The sequence below is a fragment of the Psychroflexus salarius genome (genome assembly GCF_900129035.1).
Taxonomy (GTDB): domain Bacteria; phylum Bacteroidota; class Bacteroidia; order Flavobacteriales; family Flavobacteriaceae; genus Psychroflexus; species Psychroflexus salarius.
Map to the genome: position 1 here is coordinate 1 of NZ_FQTW01000024.1, position 3,193 is coordinate 3,193.

Consider the following 3,193-nt stretch of genomic DNA (forward strand, 5'->3'; position numbering starts at 1 on the left):
AGTTTTTTCGGTTTTGTGAAGTCACTGAATTAATTGCTAATATCAGAATTATAAATGTTATTATTTTTTTCATTTTACATTATTGCCAACGGTCTCGGCTATGAGTAGTTGCGTGGGTTAGCACTTAACTTAGCAAGTACACACCAAACTGAAAATCCGCGAGGATTTTCAGAAGTAGGCGAGAACAAGCAATTACTTATAGCCATTGTTGTAACCAGTGCTTTTTTATTTCATTGATATTAATATACTTAATTTTCCTGAACCTTTATTCGTCTCAATTTTTAAAGTAAAAGTTTCAAATTCCCATTTTCGTCCGTACCATTTGTCGGATTGAATCAAATCCTTCTCTTTTTCCCATTCAAACTTTTCTTTAAAATGGTTGTCTGCTCCAAAAATTTTAACTGCGTTATTGACGACTAATTCATATTCTCTTAAAAACGTAAAGTTTGAATAGTTATTGGTTTTTCTATAAAAATAAAGATAACTTTTTCCCTCCTCAACGATATTGTCAATTCTATTAAAGAAGCCTAAATAATTGTGGGCAGGTTTGATAGTGTTTGTTTCTCTATTAATATCTATGGACTTGTAAGAATCGACAATCAATCCATTTTCTAAATCATTTACTAATAGTTCAGAAAAAGAGTCTAGGTCTTTCTCTTCCTTTTCTACAATGAAGTCAAAAGATTGAATAAAGTCATCAGCGTGAATAACTTTAGTGTTAATTCCAAGAAGTTTATAAAGTGCTCTGGTTTTCTTCAAAAAACCATTATCGTCTGAAACTACACAATCGCAATATGCTCCATAATAACTATGAATTCCATCATTAAGCATATTGTTAAACCTAACACTTTTAGATGGCTCTTTACTTATTCCTAAAAGGTCAAGAGTAAAGTATGCGTTTGTAAAAAAGTCATATTTCGATATTTCTTTGTCTCCATTTGGGTTTAAATTACTATTCACATATTCTATAAACGTCTTTTGAAGATGAGAATCTTTCAAGTCTTCGTTGAAATCTATCTCGTCATAGTCAATAGTAAACTTTCCATTGTTAATATGCTTGTCCGTAACATTTCGCAATCCTTTATACACAGTTTTATCTTCCTGCATATTTTTAAGCATTCCCATAAAATGTTCGCTCCATTGCATTATACTCATTGGTTCTTTACCAAAAGGAAGAAAGTTTTTTAATGGGTCAGTTATTGAAGAATCCAAGTTTTCCATTTCTGGGAAGTTGAAGTCTAATTTTGTTTCGGTTAAGAGGTTTTTTGCATTTTCAAATTTTTCTTGGTCTTCTGGATTTAGGTCGCTCGTGTCAAAATCAAAGATGCTTGAGAAGTCAATATCATCTGTTTCTTTTTCAACATCTGCGAATGCCTCTAAAGGTCTTGCTAAATAACAAGAAGTTTTCTTTTCAATTGCGTGGTATGATAGGTAATTATCATTCACAATTGAATCCATAAATTCTAATTCGGAATATTTAATATTTGTTTTATCGTTTTTTAAATCCAGAAGATGTGCGTGAGAATAACAGAATAAACTTGCCTTTTGTTTCCTGATTTGATTCAATAGTTTGACATATTGAGCTTTTTCCTGTTTGAAAAGGTGACTGAAGATTTGTTTGTCAAAATATATTCTTACCATTCATTTTTTCGGCATTGGTTACAACGGTCTTGGCTATGATGTCGTTGCGGAATCATTCGCAGAATTATTCCGCTTGAAAACGAAAATACGCTTTAAACTGGAATTTTCCAATAGAAAATTCCAACCCGCAATGCATTATAGCCGTTGTTACACATTGACACGACACGTTCTGATTGGAACGAAGCACTTTTCACGTTTCTGATTTTTTTCGTTTTGCTATTCAATTCCGTCGAGAAGAGCAGAAGTTTTATTTTATAAACCTAAATTTTCAAATTCTGTTTTCATGAGTAAATTCATCTGTTTTCAAACTCGCTAAAATTTCGCTGTGTAGTTTATTCAATTTTTTATTTTGTAATTCACGCAACGATTGTCAGAAGTCAATTTATTCCAAAATATCGAAAAACTCCAATTTGTAAGTTTTTGCAATGTTTTCAAATCTTTATTTTTCAAATTCAGCTAGCTGCTCAATGCTCAACATTTGTCAAAAGTCATATTTAGGATTCTATTTTTTTATTCAGATTTATAAACTAATTTTCGATAGAAGCGGAAATTTCGACTTTTGAAAACAGTTTTCAATTCATTTTAGGTGATGCTTGGTAAATTCAGATTCTCAAGTGTCATATATCCGACCCGAGTTTTTTCGGAGTGTTTATGTGTAACGTCTCGCGCATAACGAAAGTGGCGACTTAAAATGCGCAAACTTTTCGGTTAAACTATTAGTTTCTAAAATTACACAAAACTCTCGTTTCAACAATAAATTCGCCATTTTTGTTATGCGCTGTTATGTGCTGGCTTTATTCCGTCTTTTTTCTTTTAAATTCTGGTATACAAAAACTTCCAGTTGCACCACTACCATAATCTAAAACTATATTTTCTTTGTAAAACATTTGAGAACAATCATCCGAGTATTTTTCCTGTAAATCTGAATTCAAATTTTCATCAAATATTAAATAACTAAAAACTCCCATTCCTTTAAATCCGTATTCTATTTCGGTTGGGTCTCCGTTCGAAATACCCATACAATTTACATTTTCTAATTTATTATATAAATCAATAAATGTTTGATTTGTCCAATTCAATTTTTCTTTAACATCTATAAACGAGTTTGTTATTCCGTGATATTTTTTATCATAATCACTTCTTGGATTTTGAGGTACATATTGGTCTATATCTAAATCCCATTGTTGAAAAAGCAATTCAAGTTCATCTAAATTCTCCATAGGTTGATAAACAAAGAAATCAATATTATCAGATGAGTTATATCTTATTTGGATTATGAAGTCTTTGGGAACAATTTTGTTGAAATGATTCTTTAGTTCAAGAATTTCACTCTTATTTTCGTCATAATTTTTCGTCAAGTCTTGTTTAGTTTTCATTCCGCAACTAGATGTGAAAACCAGAATTATTAAAATTATCAAATTTAGTCGTTTCATCGTTGTTTTTTTCAGCTTGCACATAACGGTCTTGGCTATGATGTCGTTGCGGAATCATTCGCAGAATTATTCCGCTGGTAAACGAAAATACACTTTTAACTGGAATTTTCCAATAGAAA

At 31.0% G+C, this 3,193-nt stretch carries 2 protein-coding genes; both read right to left on the minus strand.

Going from position 1 to position 3,193, the window contains the following annotated elements:
• Positions 1 to 225: 225 nt before the first annotated feature.
• Positions 226 to 1,641, minus strand: a complete 1,416-nt coding sequence (locus BUB82_RS11445; protein ID WP_073193759.1) for a hypothetical protein — start codon at positions 1,639 to 1,641, stop codon at positions 226 to 228.
• 794 nt (positions 1,642 to 2,435) lie between these two features.
• Complete coding sequence (locus BUB82_RS11450; protein ID WP_073193760.1) at positions 2,436 to 3,017, minus strand: hypothetical protein; 582 nt, start codon at positions 3,015 to 3,017, stop codon at positions 2,436 to 2,438.
• Positions 3,018 to 3,193 lie beyond the last annotated feature (176 nt).

Excerpts from the sequence above, each read along its gene's own strand:
- BUB82_RS11445 (WP_073193759.1), bottom strand. The coding sequence starts at position 1,641 with ATGGTAAGAATATATTTTGACAAACAAATCTTCAGTCACCTTTTCAAA.
- BUB82_RS11450 (WP_073193760.1), bottom strand. The coding sequence starts at position 3,017 with ATGAAAACTAAACAAGACTTGACGAAAAATTATGACGAAAATAAGAGT.